General features: G+C 67.4%; 20 protein-coding genes and 1 pseudogene. 14 read left to right on the plus strand and 7 right to left on the minus strand.

Features of this window, described 5'->3' with window-relative positions:
* Positions 1-64 precede the first annotated feature (64 nt).
* Complete coding sequence (locus ABZX61_RS10665; protein WP_355193389.1) at positions 65-424, minus strand: hypothetical protein; 360 nt, start codon at positions 422-424, stop codon at positions 65-67.
* A gap of 100 nt (positions 425-524) precedes the next feature.
* Here ABZX61_RS10665 and ABZX61_RS10670 point away from each other — a divergent pair, with 100 nt between their 5' ends.
* The 6 genes from ABZX61_RS10670 to ABZX61_RS10695 all read left to right on the plus strand — a co-directional run bounded on the left by ABZX61_RS10670 (position 525) and on the right by ABZX61_RS10695 (position 6,659).
* Positions 525-1,409: an ABC transporter ATP-binding protein gene (locus tag ABZX61_RS10670; RefSeq protein ID WP_355193391.1), complete on the plus strand. Its 885-nt coding sequence runs from the start codon at positions 525-527 to the stop codon at positions 1,407-1,409.
* A 47-nt stretch (positions 1,410-1,456) separates the two neighbouring features.
* A complete protein-coding gene (locus ABZX61_RS10675; protein WP_355193393.1) occupies positions 1,457-2,176 on the plus strand; it encodes an ABC transporter permease in 720 nt (239 codons plus the stop codon).
* Between the two features lie 31 nt (positions 2,177-2,207).
* Positions 2,208-2,846 carry a GPP34 family phosphoprotein gene (locus ABZX61_RS10680; protein ID WP_355193395.1) on the plus strand — a complete coding sequence of 213 codons (639 nt, stop codon included), beginning with the start codon at positions 2,208-2,210 and terminating at the stop codon, positions 2,844-2,846.
* A 213-nt stretch (positions 2,847-3,059) separates the two neighbouring features.
* Positions 3,060-4,088, plus strand: a complete 1,029-nt coding sequence (locus tag ABZX61_RS10685; RefSeq protein ID WP_355193396.1) for a DUF418 domain-containing protein — start codon at positions 3,060-3,062, stop codon at positions 4,086-4,088.
* An 82-nt stretch (positions 4,089-4,170) separates the two neighbouring features.
* Positions 4,171-5,928, plus strand: coding sequence for an alpha/beta fold hydrolase (locus tag ABZX61_RS10690; RefSeq protein WP_355193398.1), 1,758 nt, complete (start codon positions 4,171-4,173; stop codon positions 5,926-5,928).
* The gene (locus ABZX61_RS10695; protein ID WP_355193400.1) at positions 5,925-6,659 is read left to right on the plus strand and encodes a GPP34 family phosphoprotein; all 735 of its coding nucleotides are present in this window, start codon (positions 5,925-5,927) and stop codon (positions 6,657-6,659) included. The genes ABZX61_RS10690 and ABZX61_RS10695 overlap by 4 nt, the downstream gene beginning before the upstream one ends.
* Here ABZX61_RS10695 and ABZX61_RS10700 read toward each other — a convergent pair.
* Complete coding sequence (locus tag ABZX61_RS10700; RefSeq protein ID WP_355193401.1) at positions 6,607-7,038, minus strand: LysR family transcriptional regulator; 432 nt, start codon at positions 7,036-7,038, stop codon at positions 6,607-6,609. The genes ABZX61_RS10695 and ABZX61_RS10700 overlap by 53 nt on opposite strands.
* 174 nt (positions 7,039-7,212) lie before the next feature.
* Here ABZX61_RS10700 and ABZX61_RS10705 point away from each other — a divergent pair, with 174 nt between their 5' ends.
* The 7 genes from ABZX61_RS10705 to ABZX61_RS10735 all read left to right on the plus strand — a co-directional run bounded on the left by ABZX61_RS10705 (position 7,213) and on the right by ABZX61_RS10735 (position 13,267).
* Positions 7,213-7,419 carry a hypothetical protein gene (locus tag ABZX61_RS10705; RefSeq protein ID WP_355193403.1) on the plus strand — a complete coding sequence of 69 codons (207 nt, stop codon included), beginning with the start codon at positions 7,213-7,215 and terminating at the stop codon, positions 7,417-7,419.
* Between the two features lie 114 nt (positions 7,420-7,533).
* Complete coding sequence (locus tag ABZX61_RS10710) at positions 7,534-8,466, plus strand: alpha/beta fold hydrolase (protein WP_355193405.1); 933 nt, start codon at positions 7,534-7,536, stop codon at positions 8,464-8,466.
* Between the two features lie 79 nt (positions 8,467-8,545).
* Positions 8,546-8,689: a hypothetical protein gene (locus ABZX61_RS10715; RefSeq protein ID WP_192785442.1), complete on the plus strand. Its 144-nt coding sequence runs from the start codon at positions 8,546-8,548 to the stop codon at positions 8,687-8,689.
* A gap of 203 nt (positions 8,690-8,892) precedes the next feature.
* Positions 8,893-10,602, plus strand: coding sequence for a carboxylesterase family protein (locus ABZX61_RS10720; protein WP_355193407.1), 1,710 nt, complete (start codon positions 8,893-8,895; stop codon positions 10,600-10,602).
* Positions 10,599-11,384, plus strand: a complete 786-nt coding sequence (locus ABZX61_RS10725; RefSeq protein ID WP_355193409.1) for an NAD(P)-binding oxidoreductase — start codon at positions 10,599-10,601, stop codon at positions 11,382-11,384. The genes ABZX61_RS10720 and ABZX61_RS10725 overlap by 4 nt, the downstream gene beginning before the upstream one ends.
* A gap of 285 nt (positions 11,385-11,669) precedes the next feature.
* Positions 11,670-12,011, plus strand: coding sequence for a GNAT family N-acetyltransferase (locus ABZX61_RS10730; protein ID WP_355193411.1), 342 nt, complete (start codon positions 11,670-11,672; stop codon positions 12,009-12,011).
* A 74-nt stretch (positions 12,012-12,085) separates the two neighbouring features.
* Positions 12,086-13,267, plus strand: a complete 1,182-nt coding sequence (locus tag ABZX61_RS10735; protein WP_355193413.1) for a low temperature requirement protein A — start codon at positions 12,086-12,088, stop codon at positions 13,265-13,267.
* Positions 13,268-13,726: 459 nt separating this feature from the next.
* On the opposite strand, the gene ABZX61_RS10740 is transcribed toward ABZX61_RS10735, so the two are convergent.
* On the minus strand, positions 13,727-14,119 hold the full coding sequence (locus ABZX61_RS10740; RefSeq protein WP_192785439.1) for an ester cyclase: 393 nt from the start codon (positions 14,117-14,119) through the stop codon (positions 13,727-13,729).
* Between the two features lie 228 nt (positions 14,120-14,347).
* Between ABZX61_RS10740 and ABZX61_RS10745 the strand changes: the two genes are divergently transcribed.
* A complete protein-coding gene (locus ABZX61_RS10745; protein ID WP_355193415.1) occupies positions 14,348-14,791 on the plus strand; it encodes a hypothetical protein in 444 nt (147 codons plus the stop codon).
* On the opposite strand, the gene ABZX61_RS10750 is transcribed toward ABZX61_RS10745, so the two are convergent.
* From ABZX61_RS10750 to ABZX61_RS10765, 4 genes and pseudogenes are all read right to left on the minus strand, one after another.
* Positions 14,781-15,623 (minus strand): alpha/beta hydrolase, encoded by an 843-nt coding sequence (locus ABZX61_RS10750; RefSeq protein WP_355193417.1) that lies wholly within the window; start codon positions 15,621-15,623, stop codon positions 14,781-14,783. The genes ABZX61_RS10745 and ABZX61_RS10750 overlap by 11 nt on opposite strands.
* Positions 15,624-15,789: 166 nt before the next feature.
* Positions 15,790-16,122 (minus strand): annotated as a pseudogene (locus ABZX61_RS10755) (N-acetyltransferase); the annotation flags it as partial.
* Positions 16,013-16,720: an NAD(P)-binding domain-containing protein gene (locus ABZX61_RS10760; protein WP_355193419.1), complete on the minus strand. Its 708-nt coding sequence runs from the start codon at positions 16,718-16,720 to the stop codon at positions 16,013-16,015. The pseudogene ABZX61_RS10755 and the gene ABZX61_RS10760, both read right to left, overlap by 110 nt.
* The gene (locus ABZX61_RS10765; protein ID WP_355193420.1) at positions 16,717-17,787 is read right to left on the minus strand and encodes an LLM class flavin-dependent oxidoreductase; all 1,071 of its coding nucleotides are present in this window, start codon (positions 17,785-17,787) and stop codon (positions 16,717-16,719) included. Before ABZX61_RS10765 ends, ABZX61_RS10760 begins: the two co-directional genes overlap by 4 nt.
* Between the last annotated feature and the right edge of the window lie 242 nt (positions 17,788-18,029).

An 18,029-nucleotide genomic window follows, 5' to 3' on the forward strand; every position in this document is an offset into this window, starting at 1 on the left:
CCCGCAAGTGCTGACCACGCAACTCGGTGGAGTGGCGTGGTCAGCCGCTTGGTGTCGTGCCGGGTCAGGGCTGGGCGGTCGGGAGTGTGAACGTGGCGTCACCGACCGGCAGCTTCTTCGTGTGCATCTGCAGGTAGGCGTCCAGGTACACGGCCCGCTCGCCGGGAACGCTGTGATCGTCGGCCGGGTTGTCGAGTGCCAGTTCGAGCTGGGCGCTGTTGACGGTGATCGTCTCCTTGGCGGGGGTGTCGATCCAGTCGCTGATCGGGTTGGCCTCGATCGTGCCGACCTCGACGGCCAGTGAGTGCCCTTTCGCCAGTGTCCAGTCGGTCGACTTGAGGTCGAAGGACCGCTGGCCCGAGCCCAGCGTGGCGACCTGCTCGTCGAACATGACGGCGGTGCCGTTCGGCTCGACGTCCGGCACTAGTGACGTGGTGTCATGTATTCACTCAACGGAATGTCATTGCGGATCAGTGACGTGGTCGCACTGGCACTCTTGGGGTGGTGGCACTGAGATGTGGGGTATGACTTCCACAGCGGTGATCGATGTTGAGCGGTTGGACCTGAAGTACGGGGACTTCCACGCGGTGAAGGATCTGTCCTTCCAGGTGCGGCGGGGTGAGTTCTACGCGTTGCTGGGGACGAACGGTGCGGGTAAGACCTCGACGCTGGAAACGATCGAGGGGCATCGTGAGCCGACGTCGGGGACCGTGCGGGTGCTGGGCCAGAGTCCGCGGAATCGGGCGGCGGTGCGGCCGAGGATGGGCATCATGTTGCAGGAGAGCGGCTTCAGCCCGGATTTGACGGTGCGGGAGTCGATCGAGCTGATCGGTGCGCTGACCCAGCGGCAGGACCGGCTGGAGCGAGTGCTGAGCATTGTGGACCTGACGAGGAAGGCGGGCACGAAGGTGTCGCAGCTCTCGGGCGGGGAGAAGCGGCGGCTGGATTTCGCGACGGCGGTGTGGGGGACGCCGGAGCTGGTGTTCCTGGACGAGCCGACGACCGGGTTGGACATCCAGTCGCGGGATGCGCTGTGGGACGCGGTGGACAAGCTGCGTGAGGACGGCTCCACGATTGTGCTCACCACGCATTATCTGGAGGAGGCGCAGCAGCGCGCGGACCGGATCGGGCTGATGCACCGGGGGACCTTCCACCAGGAGGGCACCGTGGCGGAGCTGACGCGGACGCTGCCCGCAGTGATCCAGTTCATGCTGCCAGGGACGTCGCCTGCGCTGCCGCTGCCCGGCCGCCGCGACAGTGGTGGCAAGTTCCTGATCGAGACCCACCAGCTGCAGAAAGACCTGTTCGTCCTGCTGCGATGGGCACAGGACAACGCGATAGAGCTGCGGGAGCTCGCAGCCGGGCCGACCCGGCTCGACGATGTCTTCCGCGCGATCAACAACCACTGACGGCTTTCTTGCCAGCCAGCTTTCCCCAGAGAGGTAGCGCCGTAGTCATGCTTTCGATCGCTCGCAGTGAGCTGATCCAGATTTTCCGGAACCGGTCGGTACTGATCACCAGCTTCGTGATCCCGATCGCGGTCTGTGCGTTCTTCGTCTACCAGCACGAGTTGTTCGCACAGGTCGGCTCCCTCGGCTACATCGCGGGGATCGTGATGTTCACCGTGTGCGCGTTCGGCCTGTACTCCACAGTGGTGACCACGCTGGCCTCGCGACGACAGAACCTGTTCCTCAAGCGACTGCGCTCCACCGCCGCCGCCGACGCGCAGATCCTGGTCGGGCTGGTGTTGCCGGTCACCGTGATCGCGCTGATCCAGGTCGCGGGGATCATGACCGTGCTCGGTGTGGTCGCCGGCGGCCCGGACAATGCCGGGCTGCTGGTGGTGGCCGTGCTGGTCACCGTGGCGATGATGATCGGCCTCGGCCTGGCCACCGCCGGTGTGACCAACTCGCCCGAGCACGCGCAGGTCACCATCCTGCCCGTCACCCTCGGCGTGATCGCGGTGACAACCTGGGTCGGCCTCACCGGCACCGAGGACCTGGCCACGCTCAAACGCCTGCTACCCGGCGGTGCGGCCACCGAACTCGTCATGAACGCCTGGAACGGTGGAGTCGTGCTCAGCGACTCCCTCATCCTGCTCGCCCCCACCCTCGCCTGGGTCGCCATCGCCGTCACCCTGGCCACCCGCTACTTCCGCTGGGAACCCCGCCGCTGAACGGCATGGCCTCGATGTCCTGGAGGAAGACATGAACTGGACCCTGCCGCAACAGCTCTACCTACTCGGCTACGACCTGGACAAGGACAAGCTCGATCCCAGCTCGGTGCTGGTGCGCGGCCAGCTGCTGCGGGCCGCGGCTGTGGCCGAACTGACAATGCGCGCGTGGCTCAAGGACCAGAACGGCAAGGCCGTGCGCAACACCGCGGCATCGCTGCCGAACGACGCGTTCCTCGCCGACGTGCTGGACAGTGTTTCCCTCGTCAAGCCGCGTAGTTGGTTCACTGTCGTGGACCACCGGTGGGAGAGGGCCGAGGCCGTGGTGCGCGACCAGTTGGCGGAGCTGGGCACGATCAAGGCGGAGAAGATCCGGAAGCTGGGGTTCCGATGGAGCCGCCCGGGTGTCCTCAAAGACCGGGAGCGGGTGCGCGCCTTGCGGGAGTCGACAAGGAACGCGGTGCTCCTGGGCGGCGGTCCGCCCGACGTCTCGGTCGCGGCACTGGTGATGCTCTCCGTCGAAGGCGATGTGCGCAGCGTGTTCACCCCGAAGGAACGCCGCGAGCACAAGCAGGCGTTCAAGGCGATCGCCGACAACCTCGAGACCGTCCTTCCCGGACTGCGGAAGGCGACCGAACTGTCCATCGCGGCTCGGCGGGGCGGGGCGGCCTGATCCACCCCGAGTAGTAGGTCGAACCGCCCTGAGAACACGAGAAATGACGCCCCGGGCGCTGATCGCCGCGGCGTGCTGCCTTCGGACCACGGTGTGTCGATCACGGTCCTCCCGTTCGGCGGTGATCTCGAGGTGAGTCCGGCCGATGGAGATCCTCACCTCCGTTGCCATCTTCCTCGACACATCTGACGTCGGAAAAGGAACCACACGAAAGTGACCACTACCATGGAAACCCGAGACGGCGGAGAAACGACGTCCAGCTCAGGTCGACGTATCGGCCAGCTTGACGCACTGCGCGGGTTCGCTCTCTGCGGCATCCTCCTGGTCAACATTTCCCAGATCACGGGCATAAAGAGCACCGTCGAAGAACAGAAACTTCCCATTCCGCACGTCCTGGAGCTGACCGCACACCAACGATTCTTCCCCCTGTTCTCACTGCTGTTCGGCATCGGCTTCGGCATCTTCCTCCAGCGGGCGCAAGCGAAGGCTCAACGGCCGAGGCTGCTGCTGTTGCGGCGGCTGGCCGCGCTCGGTGTGCTCGGGGCCGCACACCAGGTTCTCCAGCCCGGTGAAGCGTTGTTGCCGTACGCGCTGTTCGGGATCGTGGCACTGTTGCCGCTCAGCAGGGCACCGCGTTGGGTGAACCTGGCGATCGGGCTGACCACGACCGTGGTGCCGGTGGCGCTGTCCGCCGGCGGCCTGATCCTCGTACCGGGACTACTGGTCACCGGATTCGCCCTGACGCAGTTCGGCTTGCCGAACGCCTTCGACCGGCTCGGCCCGCACCTGCTCGCCGTGTTCGTGTTCTCGGCCGCCGGTTCCGCCGCCGCGCTGGTGTGGCAGGAACAAGACCCGCTGAACGCCGGCTTCAGCACCTCCTCCGCCGTGGCCGGGCTGACCATGGCCATCGCCTACGCCACCGGGCTTCTCCTGCTCGTGCGCACCCCGGTCGGCCGGTGGATCGGCCCGACGCTGGAAGCACTCGGACGGATGGCCCCCACCAGCTACGTCACGGCAACCCTGCTCATCGTAAGCTTCGGCCCCCTCCACCTGGCGCCCGGGTCGACCGCCTGGGCCACGCTACTCGGACTCCCTGCGGTCATCTTGATCGTGCAAGCGCTGTGGAGCCGGTGGTGGCTGGCCCGTTTCCATTACGGACCACTGGAATGGGCATGGCGCTGCGTCACCTGGTGGAGCCCGGTGGACCTGCGCCGAGCCGCCCCAGCATCCCAAGGCTGGTGACCGTGATGTGTTCCGACCAGCGCTTGGCCATCGCTCGACGCATGCAGCGATCCGCGGTTCGCGACCGATGAGGAGACCACTCATGCCCAGTGACAGTTCCGCCCAGGCGGAGACCGGGCGACCCCGGAGACTCAGGCGGCTGACAGTGGGGGTCGCGGCTGCCGGAGCAGTAGCCGCCGCTCTGGTGGCGGGCACGATCGCGTTCCGGAGCGGCGGCAACGGTGAAGAGAAGGAGACACCGGATGTCGCCGCACTCGCTGGCCCGCTTGCGGACCAGGAGCTGGCCTGGGAGGCCTGCGAGTTCAACGATGACGGCCCGCCCCTGCCGGGTGCGGATCTGTCCAACGTGGAGTGCGCCACTATCCAGGTCCCGCGGAACTGGCACGACCCCGATCCGGAGGTGACCTGGGATGTCCGGATCTCTCAGGCGCGCAACATCGATCCCGCGAACCCCGACTATCGCACGACGATCATCACGCACCCCGGCGGACCGTACGCATCCGGGCTGTCCTACAGCGCCACCGTCCAGATGTACACGCCAGAGCTCCGTCCGACCACGAACTACGTCAGTTTCGACCAGCGCGGTCTCGGTCAGTCGAGCCACGCGGAATGCGAGTACGAATACGAGTACGCCCCGGACGACGGGCGTTCGGCCGAGGCGCGGGCGATCGGCGAAGCCTGCTCGCAGGACGCCGACGTGGCGACCATGACGACCGAGCAGGCCGCCTACGACATGGACTTCATCCGCCACCTTCTCGGGCTCGAGTCGGTGACCTACATGGGCTACTCCTACGGCACCTGGCTCGGGACATGGTTCGGCAGCCTCTTCTCCGACAACATCGAGCGGATGGTGCTCGACTCGGCGACGGACTCGACACAGGAGTCGATCCAGACCCTGTACAACGCCGCCCACGAGGGCCGTGATCGCCAGTTCCGCCTGCACATGATGAACTGGATCGCCCGCAATGACGCGACCTTCGGGCTCGGTTCCGACCCGGAAACCATCTGGAAGCGGTACTTCGCGGCCACGAGCGCCCCGGAGCAGTCGCTGGCGGCGCGCTACGCCTGGAACTCGGTCAACGGCCCGGTCGCCTTCTCCAACCCCGTCGCGTATCCGGCAGCCGGGAGCCTCGTGTCGAGCATCATCGCCGAGAGCGAGACACCGACGGACCCGGTGATCCCCGTAGAGTCGGCTGCTCGCATCATCGATCGGACGGACCTGCCCGACGAGCTACGGGCGGCGGCGCACGAACGCCTCGCACAACTTGCCGACGCCCCTGTCCACGAACCGGGCGAAACAGTCCGCGGCACGCACGACTACGTGATCGAGTTCACCGCGTGCACGGACGGCCAGTGGACGCAGGGCCTCGACTACTGGGAGGAGTTCAACGAGCACACGGCAGAGGTCGCGCCGCTGACAGCGCAGCTGGGGCTGCTGGTCACGCCGACGTGCGCGTTCTGGCCGACGGACTCGAAGATGCCGCCCCTGGACGACAGCTTCCCCGAGACGATCGTCCTGCAGAGCGAGCTCGACTCGATGACGCCGTTCGAGCAGGGCTGGGCTGCCGGCACAGGGCTGCCGAACACGAGCCTGATCGCCGTGGACAACGAGAGCATCCACGGGGTGTTCCCCTACGGCACAGAAGAGGTGGACCGACCGGTGATCGACTTCCTCCTCGGCGGCGACCGGCCCGCACGGACGATCGTCGCCGCAGGCAAGCCCCTACCCCTGGAGCAGTCCACGTACGAGTCGTGGACGCCGCTCGACGAGAACGCCGAGCACACCACCGACGTCCCTCGGTTCACCGACCCAACCATTCCCGCTGAGAGGGAACGATGAGCAACGAGAACCAGGTACCGGTCGATCGGGCGGACGATGTGCCGCTCGTGCGGTCGATCGGCGAGCCGCTGCTCGTCGAGGACGTGCTGCTGCTGCTCTACCAGCCGTCCTCCGGCGCGATCGCGGGCGAGATCTTCCTGTACTACGTGCTGGGCGGTGCCGTCGTCGCGGATCTCACGCTCCGCGGCCTCACCGAGGTGCAGGAGGCAGGCCAGCTCGTCTGCCGCGTCGCCGCACGCGGCGACGCCCCGCACGACGACATCCTCCGCCCGGCGTGGGACTACCTCGCCACGAAACCGCGCGGTGTGCAGACGGTGATCGCGGCGATCGGTCCGGAACTGCGCAGCAAGGTGCTCGGCAAGCTCGTCGACGACGGGCATTTGCGACGCAAGCGCAAGAGGGTGCTCGGCTTCATCCCGTCGGAGTTCCTCGAGCTCGGGAGCGCAAGGCGTGCGGAGCTGCTCGCCCGCGTGCGCGCGACGCTCGTCGACGGGACCGAGCCCGACGCCAGGACCGCTGCGATCACGGCGCTGCTCTCGGCGAGTGCCAACCTGCACCAGTTCGACCCCGAGATCCCGTGGACGTCGTCGGTCATCCACCGCGCGAAGGAGCTCGAGAACGGCAACTGGGGCGCGGCGGCCGCGGGAGCGGCCGTCACCCGGGCGACGATCGCCGTCATCAGTGGTGCCCTGAGCGCGTCGACCGCCGCGAATGCGGCTGGCAGCAGCTAGTGTCCCGTGCCCCGTCCACTCTATTGAGCTGCACGGCTTGCTCCATCGGCGCCTCGCGAGCCAGTGTCCGGCCCGCGGCGGTGAGCTGCGCCCGGCTGCTCGAGCGCACGAAGAGCGGGGTTTCGAGGGTCTCCTCCAGCTTGCGGATCTGATGACTCAGGGACGGCTGGGAAATGTAGAGGCGCATAGCTGCACGGCCGAAGGGAGTTCTTCGGCCACGGCCAGGAAGTAGCGCAGGATGCGTGGGCTGATATCGATAGACAGATTCTATCGCCAGGCGTCGAGACAAGTCTTGGACGCCCGCCGGGCGGCCGCCATAGCGTCGTGTGACGCCACGGGAGAGGCTCCGGCCCGCCCGTCGAGCTCTGAGCCTCACCATCGAACGTTCAACCCATCACGCAGAAGGATCATCGTGACGCGTACCGCCAAGGTCGGGCTTGAGGCACTGCTCACCCCTGAGGAGCCATGCCCGCCATCCAGGCGCTGGGTGAGGGCTACGACGTCTTCGTCGTCACCGACGCACTGCGGCGGGGTCAGTGCCGAGGCGCACGACATGGCGGTGCTCCGCATGGAGCAGGCCGGCGTGGTGCCCATCACCTGGATGGCAGTGTCCGGGGAATGGCAGCGCGACTGGGCCCGTGAGTCGACGGCCAACGCGCTCGGGCCGGTGCTCCAGGAGCACGGTGGCGCCAGCGGGATCGCGTTCGCCTGGGAGCTGCAACTGCTGGCCACACCCACTACCGATGGAGCTGGTGTGTAGCGCCGACGGACGCTGAGCCGGAGGCGAGCCTGGGGCACGTGGCGTGCCCCAGGCCGCCTCCTGGTGGTGCGCCGAGCGGTGCGACCTTGACCACGTTCTGTTCGATCTCAGAAGGTGACGGAGATTCCAGTGCCACTTTTGCGGCTGCCCGATGGGCGCGATCTCGAGTACGAAGTGCAAGGACCGAACACAGGCCCGGTCGTCCTGTTCCACCACGGCATGCCAGGCTCGGCTGTCCCGATGGACACGGTCCTGGGTTCGATGACAGAGCGCGGGTTCCGGATCATCACGTACTCGAGGGCGGGATACGGCGCATCGAGCCCCGCCGCCGGCCGGACCGTCGCCGACACCGCCGCTGATTGCGCCTTCCTGCTCACCCACCTTGGCGTCACCCGCTACCTCGTTGTCGGGTGGTCCGCCGGCGGGCCGCATGCGCTGGCCAGCGCGGGGGTCGCCCCTGAGGCCATCGAGGGCGTGCTGCTCATCGCCTCGTTCGCGCCGTTCGACGCCGAGGGCCTCGACTACATCAAGGGCATGGGGGCACAGAACGTCGCACAGTTCGGGATGGCCGGACACGGCGAACCGGCGATGCGCGAACTCGTGGGACAGATGGCCTCGGCGGTTCGGGGCCACGCGTCGGCAGATGTCGCGACCGAGATGGCCTCCTTGCTGCCCCCGGTGGACCTGGCTGTACTGACCGCCGAGTTCGGCGCGGACAACGCGGCCAACATGGACCACGGCCTGTCCCGAGGAGACGAGGGTTGGATCGCGGATCTGGCCGCGCTCACCAGCCCGTGGGGTTTCGACCTCGACGCCGTCACGGCGCCGATCGAGCTGTGGCACGGCACCGTGGACCGGATGGTCCCGGTAGCGCACGGCCAGTGGCTGGCCGAGCACCTGCCTACGGCCGTGCCACACCTTGAACCGGGACAGGGACACCTCTCGCTCGCGATCGGCAGCCTGGGCGAGAAGCTCGAGGTTCTGCGAGGGCGCGTCGCTGACCGCGCAACCTCCCGCCGCGCCCTGAAGAGCTGGCCCTCCACGTAGCCGGCACCTGCTTGGTCGGCACCGAGCGGACACGACCATCCGGGCGCCGACCATCGCCCCCCGAACGAAAGAGACACCCATGTCAGGTTCCAACCCCTACGAGTGGCTCCAGGACCTCGTCGCACAGGTGCCAGAGTTCGTCCAGCCCTTGATCGTCGCGCTGTGGGCAGCCCTGCTCACCATGGCCGCGACCGGCGTCGTCACCGCGATCGAGGTCGCATGAACCCCTGCCAAGCCGGTCGCCAACCCGACAAGGAGGAGGGCGCGGACACGACCGCCGCACGGGAGGCCCGAAAGGTGGCGCCCTGCGGAAACGCGCCGCGGCCTTCGGCATGGTCCTGGGTGTCGCCGGCTCTCCTGGCGGTCCTCGCCTCACTCCTCCTGTGGCTCAACCGTAGCCCGTGGTGGGGCTGGAGCCTGGTCGCCTTGCTGTTCGCAGCGCTCGTGGTGACCGCGAAGTGGTGGCCGAGACGCGGTGTCCTCCTCCGGGTGGGTGCGTGGCTGGTGGCGGCGGTCGTGGTGTGTGGCGCCGCGGTGCTGGCCTATCCGGCGCCACAGGTACGCGTTGCCGGCGGGGACGATCCGCGGCCCTCGAAACTCGTCGCGACGCGGGAAGGACCGGTGACCGGCGTCCGCAACGACGCAGGCACGGTCGAGATCTTCGCGGGTATCCCGTACGCCCAGCCACCCGTGGGGGACCTGCGGTGGCAGCCGCCGCGTCCGCCACGGCCGCGGACCGAGGTGCTGGCCGCCGACCGGTTCTCCGCCGCACCTGTTCAGGGCACCTCGACCTTCTTCACGCGGGCCCTCTCGCAGGTCGTCGACGTGCCGCTGGAGGACACGCTGCTGAACCCGTACCCGGTCTCCGAGGACAGCCTTTACCTCAACATCTGGCGGCCCGTCGCGCCCACCTCACAGCAGCTCCCGGTCCTCGTCTTTGTCCCCGGCGGCGGGTTCGTCACCGGCTCGGGCGCCCTGCCCCTGTACGACGGCGAGGCACTGGCCTCCAGCGGCGAGGTCATCACCGTCACGATCAACTACCGGCTCGGTGTGCTCGGCTTTCTCTCACACCCCGAGCTTGCCGCCGAGGCCGGGTACGCCGCGTCGGGCAACTACGGAATCCTGGACCAGCTCGCCGCGCTGGACTGGATCGGTCAGAACGTCGCCGGGTTCGGCGGCGATCCCGACCGGGTCACGGTCGCCGGCCAGTCCGCCGGCGGAGAGAGCGTCTGCCTCCTGGGCGCCACGCCCCTGGCCGAGGGACTGGTCGACGGCATCATCGGCGCCAGCGGCGCCTGCATGGGCACCACCGGAGACACCGAGAACGGTGACCAGGCCGACACCCGAGCCGTGGCCGAGGACGCCGGCCGGCGCCTGGCGCGTGAGCTGGGCGGTGCGACGATCGACCAGATGCGGCGCATGCCCGTCAACAAGATCACCCGGGCGGCGGCCGCCGTCGGCCCACACTGGCGGCCCTCGATCGACGGACACGTCCTGGACCGCTCGCCCGCGCAGATCTATGCCGACGGGGACCAGCTCGACGTGCCCCTGCTCGTCGGCAGCAACGCGGACGAGAGCTTCCTGACACTGGCCGCCCCGCCCGCCACCGACGTGGACGTCTACCAGGCGTCGGCCCGGGAGAAATACGGCCAGGACGCCGAACGGTTCCTCGACCTGTATCCAGGCGGGACCGAGGAGCAGGTCCTCGACTCGCTGCTGCGGTCCCAGACCGACCAGGTCATGACCCGGGCGATGCACCGGTGGGCGCACCTGCAGACGCAGACCGGCCACGCACCGGTGTACCTGTACTTCTTCGCGCACACCCCACCGGACAAGGGGCTGGAGAGGTACGGCGCCTACCACGGCGCCGAGGTGATGTACGCCTACGACAACCTCGGCAACGACGGCGACGCCGACTACGGCCCGGCCGACTACCGGCTGCGCGACCAGATGCGCGGCTACTGGCTGAACTTCGTGCGGCACGGGGACCCGAACGGGCCCGGGCTACCCGCTTGGCCGACCGTTCGGCACACGTCCGGGCAGGTCATGGGGCTCGGCACCGACAGCGGCATGGCACCCCGCCCCCGGCCCGATGCCATCGACTTCTGGATGAGCTACGACGGTCCAATCCCATGAGGCTCACCAAGGTAATCCTGCGATCGGTTGAGCGATCGCGGCGGCGGATGATCATCGCCGAACCGCAGTCCTCGGCAAGTCTCCCGAACGGGAACGTGCAGCAACGTCGGCTGAAGGAAAGTGAGATCGCAGTGAACGTGTTCGTCATCGGGATCGCGGGAAAGACTGGAGGGCTGCTCGCGAGGGCGCTTCGATCCCACGGTGACGAGGTGGGCGGACTCGTGCGCCGGGAGGAGCAGCAGGATGTTCTCGCCGCTGAGGGGATCGACGCGGTCGTCGGTGACCTCGCCCTCATGAGCTCGATGGATCTCGCGTCCGCGGTGACGGACGCCGAGGTCGTCGTGTTCGCGGCGGGATCGAACGGCGGCGCTGCCGAGGTGACCCGGACTGTCGACGGCGACGGGGTCGACAAGACGATCGAGGCAATGCACCACGTCGGCCTGCGGCGCCTGGCGCTGGTGTCGGTGCTCCCGGAATCGTGGCGGGAGCGGAACCTCAGCGACGAGGAGGAGTACTACTTCGCGGTGAAGAAGCGGGCCGACGTCGCCGTGGCCCGCAGCGGCCTGGACTGGCTGATCTTGCGCCCGTCTCTGCTCACCGATGATCCAGGGACCGGCGTCGTGTCGCTCGGCCCAGCGGAACTCCACGGCCAGATCCCCCGCGCGGATGTCGCCGAGACCCTGGCCGCCCTGATGCACGAGCCGCGGATCGGCCGCCAGATCCTCGAGCTCAACACCGGGGACACCCCGATCCCGGAGGCGGTGCGACGCAACATCCGCTGAGACCGGCCAGACTCTCGTCGGCGCGGACACCGAGGTGCTCTCTGTCAGCGAGCTGGCCGAGCGTGCGCGCCACCCCGCACGCATCATCACGTCGCTCGACGACGGTCAACCCGATGCGCCGACACGTGACGACCAGCGATAGGGGGCGACTCCGGGAACGAGTGGCATCTGATCCGCACCGGCCAGACCTCGGTCCGTTCCGGCCGATTCCACCGCGCGCCTCCTTGACCCGCGCCTTTTCAGCGCCGAGATCAGAACCCGCCAACGACCGAGAGGACAACAGCAATGAATGATCAGAACCAGCAGGGCGTCACCGTTCGCGACAACCCCGAGAAGGGCCGCTTCGACATCCTCGTCGAGGGCGCCCATGCCGGGTTCTCCATGTACAAGGATCTCGGAGCGGCACCGGTACCACAGCGGATCTTCTACCACACCGTGGTCTTCGACGAATTCGAAGGCCGCGGTCTCGCCGGCATCCTTACTCGCACCGCACTGAGCACCAGCGTCCAGGCGGGGCACCGCATCGTGGCCGTCTGCCCCTACGTAAAGAAGTGGCTCTCCAGGCACCACGACTTCGACGACGCCACCGACCCCGTGAGCCTCGAGCACCTGCGCACTCTGCGCTGAACCGAGCACAAGCGCACATCAGAGCCACCCGCCATGATGCCCCTCACGCTTGCGGCAGGAAGGACAGCACGACGATGACCACGCCTCCGTCCTCGGCGAGCAGGTTCCGCCTCATCCCGATGGCACCCCGCGACCCGCACGAGCAGGGCCGGTCGGCCAGCATGCTCGAGCTGTTCTTCGACCTCGTCTTCGTCGTCGCGGTAAGCATCGCCTCCGTCCAACTTCACCACTCCCTGACCCAGGGGCACGTGCTCGACGGCCTGGTCGCCTACGGTCTGGTGTTCTTCGGGATCTGGTGGGCCTGGATGAACTTCACCTGGTTCGCCACCTCCTTCGACACCGACGACTGGCTCTACCGCGCGCTGACCATCGTCCAGATGGCCGGCGTGCTCGTGCTGGCCACCGGGATCGAGCCGGCCTTCACCGACGCGGACTACACTCTGCCGATCCTCGGCTTTGTGGTCATGCGCCTGGCCATGGTCGCCCAGTGGCTGCGCGCTGCACGCACTGACGCGTCCATCCGCCGCACCGCTCAGGTCTACGCCGGGGGAATCGCGGCGGTCCAGGTCCTCTGGCTCGTGCAGTTGACACTGCCCGAAGTACCAGGCCTGATCTCGCTGGTCCTGCTCATCGGCGTCGAAGTCGCGATCCCGGTCATCGCCCAGAGGCGCGGCACCACCCCGTGGCACCCCCACCACATCACCGAGCGCTACGGCCTGTTCACGCTCATCCTGCTCGGCGAGAGCCTGCTCGCCTCCTCCAACGCGATCATCGAGGCCGTCCACGACGCCGAAACCCTCGGACCGCTGATCTCGATCGCCGCGCTCACCTTCGTCGCGACCGCCGCCCTGTGGTGGATCTACTTCTGGCCGCCCCACCACCGGTCCATCGCCAGCTTCGGCGGGTCGCTGCGCTACGGCTACGTCCACTACTTCGTGTTCGCCGCCGCCGGTGCGTTCTCTGCGGGCATCGAGGTCGAGATCGACGTCCTGACCGGGCACAGCGAGCTCAGCAACCCGGCCGCCTCCTTCGCCGTGACCGTCCCGGTCGCGATCTTCCTGGCAGGCATCTGGTGGATCGCAATCCGAGACCACGCCGACCGGCTCGTCAACACAGTCGCCCCGCTGGCCGCAGTTCTGGTCCTGTGCGACCCGCTCATCGCGGTTCCCGTCACGCTGACCGCCGTGGTCCTCGTGCTCGTCGTCGTTGTCCTAGTCCTGCAGCCACCCGTGAACACACGTGCCCCATCGCGATAGAGCCGAGGCTCCTCCATACGCTGATTGCGTGCTCCGGGTACCGGGTGACATCGCCGTTGCCCTCGGCGCCGGAGAGAATCGCCCGAGCTGCATGGGTAAACACCGGCGCAGACCGGTTGTGGTCCGGCTTCTTGACCTGACCGCATGGTCGGGAGTCATCGGCCTGATCGGTTTCACCGTCGCCGCACTGGTCCGGATCCGTTTCTCTGGGCGAGCCGAAGAACGTACAGTCCCACAGCCCGCGCCACTCGATCATCACCCTCGCCCTGGAAGTCGGCGTCCCCGAGCGCGACGTCGGCGTCGGCCTACCGGGCACCTCGCAAACGACCGTCGCGCCGGCGGCGAAGACCACCGAGACGTAGCCTTCGATACCGGCCGTTCGCGGCGATGGCGTAGCCGGGCGCACGCTGGGCGAGCTTGAGCATGCGGCGGGCTCTGCGTGGCTGAGCCTCGACTGGGTCAGCCCGCGAGCTGCTTCTTCAGGGCCTCGGCGTCGTGAACGGCCGACATCTGCACGAACTTCCCGTCGCGGATCCGGTAGATGGCGAACTCGTCGATCTCGATCGGAGCGCCCGTGGGAGCCACCCCGAGCCATTCCTTGGTGGGGGTGCCGTGGTTGACGGAGTGGCAGGCCAGAGTTTCACCATTGATCGCCACCTCCTTGATCTCCCAGTGGAAGTCGGGAACTGCGTCGGTGATGCCCTTGAGCGCCGCGACGACGTCCGCGCGAGTGGCCGGCTCGCCGTGCGAGAGGATGGACTCGTTGACGAACTCGTCCATGCGGTCGAACTCATGCGCGTTGAGCGCCTCGCAGTAGCGGTCGTAGAACTCGCGCATGTTGAAGTCGGACATGACTGCCTTTCTCGCCCGGTGTCCGGGCTGTTCTCGTGTACTCATGGTTCACCTGCGACATCGATACTGGCGGGAGCAGCGGAGTACGATCAATGATGCAGAGTCCGTAATTCTTTACGTATCGTCCAGAAGGAGTGCTCGGTGCTCGGCTTTCGGGATCCAGTGGCTGACGCGATCGGCTTGCTCCGGCCCGCACGGTGATCGGGCCCAGCCCGCCTTCATCAAGGTGTGCACCTATTTCCCTATCCGGCCAAGATCTGGCTCAACGGGCACGAGTGGGCCAAACGCCAGGCCACCCAGGCCGAGATCGGCTTCACCGAGCTGTCCAGCGGGTTCGCCACCACCGACGATCCGACTGTGTTGCAGGCGATCTGCGACCGGCTCGGTCCGGGCGTGATCAACGTGTTCGTACAACGCCGGCTTTCCAGGCTGCCGCTGCCGTTCACCGATACCGACCGGGACGCCGGCTGCTGGTGGGAGACCTCGATGTGGCAAGTCGAGCTCTCCCGCACGATCGTCTTCGACGCACCCCGCCAAGCCCGGGGGTTCTTCGAAGCGTTGATCGCCGACGAGCTTGATCTTGGCCGTCCGCACAACATGGAGATCATCTTCAACCGCCAGATCCGGAGTGGTCCGACCACCAAGATCATCGGTGGAGGTCCTACGTGTTGAGGAATGCGTTCAGTGCGGTGTTCACCTCGTCGGCGTGGGTCCAGAGCAGACCGTGTGGAGCGCCTTCGATCTCGACATACTCGGCCTCGGGGAACGCCGCGTGGAAGCGACGCCCGGTGACGTCGATGGGGAGGATGTTGTCCTTGGTGCCGTGCAGGATCAGCGCCGGCTTTCCACTGGCGCGCACCGCCTCGACGTCACCGCGGAAGTCCTCGATCCAGGACGGGACGACCGCGTACGCGGCGACCGGGGCGCTGCCGATCGCGACGTTCCAGCTGCCGGTGACGGCCTCCTGACTGATCCGGGAACCGAGGTTCTCGTCCAGGTTGTAGAAGTCCGAGAAGAACCGCGTGAACCAGGCGTACCGATCGCCCTTCGCGGCCTCAGAGATGCCGTCGAACACCTCCTGCGGGACCCCCTCGGGGTTGTCATCGCGGGCGACGAGGAACGGTTCGAGCGAGGCGAGGAACGCGAGCTTCGCTACTCGCTCATGCCCGTAGCGTGCCACGTACCGGGCCAGTTCCCCCGTGCCCATCGAGAAGCCGACCAGCACCACATCGCGCAGGTCCAGGGTCTCCAGGACCGTGTTCAGGTCCGCGGCGAACGTGTCGTAGTCATAACCGGAGCCGACCTTCGACGACTGCCCGAATCCGCGACGGTCGTAAGTGATGACCCGGTACCCGGACGCGAGGAGTTCGCGCGTCTGACGCTCCCAGCTGTGCCCGTTCAGCGGGTAGCCGTGGATGAGGACGACCGGTTGACCCGACCCCTGGTCCTCGTAATACAGCTCGACCGGCGTGCTGTTCTCGTTTCCAACGGTGATGTATCCCATGATCTTCCCTTTCGGTGCTGACCAGCCCAACGCTGGCGCGCGTAACCAGTGCGATGTCGGCAGGTGTCGGCTGGCGGAAGACACCGCCATTCGCGGCGAATTCATCGCCATGCATTCTCAGATGGCGAGCAAACAGCGGGCACACAGGCACGACGGTGAGGTTCTTGCGAATGCTGTCTGCGAGCGCCTCACGCACCAGCAGCCCAGCCAGACCTCGTCCACTGAACTCCTGGTCTACCTCGGTGTGGAAAAATATCCGGTCATCGTCTTCCTCGGGAAAGTCGACGAAGTCGACCCTGCCGACGGGTGATTCATTGGCGAGGTTCACCGTGTAGGAGCTGATCGGGCTGGCGACCTCGAGCCTGACCGTCACGGATGCACCGCTGTTGTCAACTGATCCCTGAGTCATCTGGCTGTCCTTTTTGTGAATAGGCCAGAGACGGTTCAGTGACCGGAGCAGGGGTACTGGTGAGCGCGCGAAGCTGCTCGGCGTCGACATTGGCTCCGAAGGCAGGGGCGCCGGGCTCGAGCCGGGCACCCGCCGCGAGGTCACCGATGGCGAGTGGGTCGAACCCAAGTGTGTCGATCAGCTCTGACACGGCGGTGAGATCCTCGGGTGAGTCACCGGCGATCGCGATCGCCTTGCGCCCGAGGTGGCCGGATGGGCGAGCCCCGTCTTCGAGGTCGTGATAGCCCATGTGGTTGAAGGCTTTCACGACTCGCGCGCCCGTCAGGAACTGCTGCACGACTTCGCTCGAGGACGTACCGGGCGGGACGATCGTGTCGCGGGGACCATCGATTTCCCACCAGTGGTTCATCGCATCCACGACCAGCTTCCCCCGCAACGCCGGGACCGGGAGGTTGCGGAGTTTGCCGAGCGGGAGAGCGAGGATCACCACGTCCGCGGCTTGCGCGGCCTCGGCTGGCCACGCGGCGGTCGCGCCAGGGGTGAGCACCTCGGTGGTCAGCGCGATCTTCGCGGGGTCACCGGAGCCGGAGATCAGAACCCGGTAGCCGGCGGCGACCGCCAGGCGCGCCAGGACGGTGCCGACCTTCCCGGCCCCCAGGATCCCGACGGTGGCCACGGGGGTGGTCATCGTGTCGCCGCCGTGACGGCGGACTGTTCGGCCAGCAGCTCGCGGACCCGGGGGATGACCTGGGTGCCGTACAGTTCGACCGAACGTAGCCGGGCGGTGGCTGAAACGGTGCCCGCGGCGGAGTAGATCATGTCGAACCGGCCCGCATCCAGCACCCGGATCGCGTGGGCGATCTTGTTCGCGACCGTCTCGACCGAACCGACATACAGCGACCCGCGCCCCACCTCGGCGTCGAACTCCTCCCGGCGAAGCGGTGGCCAGCCGCGCAGCGCCCCGATCCGGTCGCGGATCTCCCGGTACCCGGGGTAGAACAGCTCTTTGGCTTCTTCGTCGGTGGCGGCGACGAAGCCGGGCGAGTGCATCCCGACCGGCTGTGCGGTGGTGCCGAGCTCCTGGTTCGCCCGCCGGTAAAGATCCACGTAGGGAGCGAACCGGGCGGGGGCGCCGCCGATGATGGCGAGCATGAGCCGGAACCCGTAGTGGGCGGTACGGAGCACGGACTGCGGTGACCCACCGACTCCCACCCAGGTGCTGAGCCGTCCCGAATCGGTCTTCGGGTACACGTCCGCGTCATTCAGAGCGGCCCGGGTGGTGCCCTCCCAGGTGACCGGCGTCTCGTCCAGGAGCCGGTGGAACAGGTCGATCTTCTCCTCGAACAGCACCTCGTAGTCCTTCAGGTCGTACCCGAACAGCGGGAACGACTCGGTGAACGAACCACGTCCGAGGATCACCTCCGCCCGGCCGCTGGAGAGCGCGTCCACGGTCGCGAACCGTTGGAAGACCCGCACCGGGTCGTCCGAGGACAGCACCGTGACACCTGAGGCGAGCCGAATGCGCTTCGTGGCGGTCGCGATGCCGGCCAGCACCGTCTCCGGGCTGGAGATCGCGAACTCCGGCCGGTGGTGCTCCCCCAACGCGACCACGTCGATGCCGACCTGATCGGCCAGCACGGCCTCGGTCACCGCGGCGCGGATCGCCTGCGCGTGCGAGACGACCTCACCCCGATTGTCACGGGGCCGGTCCCCGAAGCTGTCGATACCGAACTCGATCTTCGAAACGTCCATCATGGCAACTTCCTCAGAGCTTTCGTTGTGCCCGTGCGCGACGGTGCGAGATTCACGAGAGGTAGGGGTAGCGGAAATCGCCTGAAATGTATTCGGCCGGGGGCGACGACGACCTGCGTGTACGAGCGCTTGAATCGTTCCGGACCGGCGTCGGTGACGCTCTGGAATCGCACCTGGATGACGCGGGGATGCTCCCACTCGCCCCCCATTCCGAATGTGACCGCACCGAAGGCGGCCTGGGGCAC

This window comes from Nonomuraea sp. NPDC003709 (genome assembly GCF_040610775.1).
In the GTDB taxonomy this organism is placed as follows: domain Bacteria; phylum Actinomycetota; class Actinomycetes; order Streptosporangiales; family Streptosporangiaceae; genus Nonomuraea; species Nonomuraea angiospora_A.